Origin of the sequence: Pseudomonas sp. SIMBA_041 (assembly GCF_046535095.1) — a bacterium.
GTDB lineage: Bacteria > Pseudomonadota > Gammaproteobacteria > Pseudomonadales > Pseudomonadaceae > Aquipseudomonas > Aquipseudomonas mucoides.
The window spans coordinates 1-228 of record NZ_JAWRXJ010001057.1; the positions used below are offsets into that span (position 1 = coordinate 1).

A 228-nucleotide genomic window follows, 5' to 3' on the forward strand; every position below is an offset into this window, starting at 1 on the left:
GCTGCGCCGCTTTCGGTCGTTTTCACGTTTGCACTCATCTGCTTCACCATTTCATCGATCTTCAATACCCGGCGGCCGCCCGATCGCGACCGCCGGCGTCAACGATGCAACGCACGCGTCGCCGTTCAGCTCCCCGCCTTCGCATCACGCAACAAAGTGCCGCTATCGGCCACCCGCGACAGCAGTTCGCTCGGCTGCCAGCGCTTCCCGTAGCGTTCGTGCCATTCG

Annotated in this window: 1 protein-coding gene; it reads left to right on the forward strand. The window is 63.2% G+C overall.

The genetic code is table 11. From position 1 onward, the window contains the following. On the forward strand, window positions 1-213 hold a 213-nt coding region (locus SB725_RS34350; RefSeq protein WP_410923848.1), incomplete at its 5' end, for a hypothetical protein. Window positions 214-228: the final 15 nt, after the last annotated feature.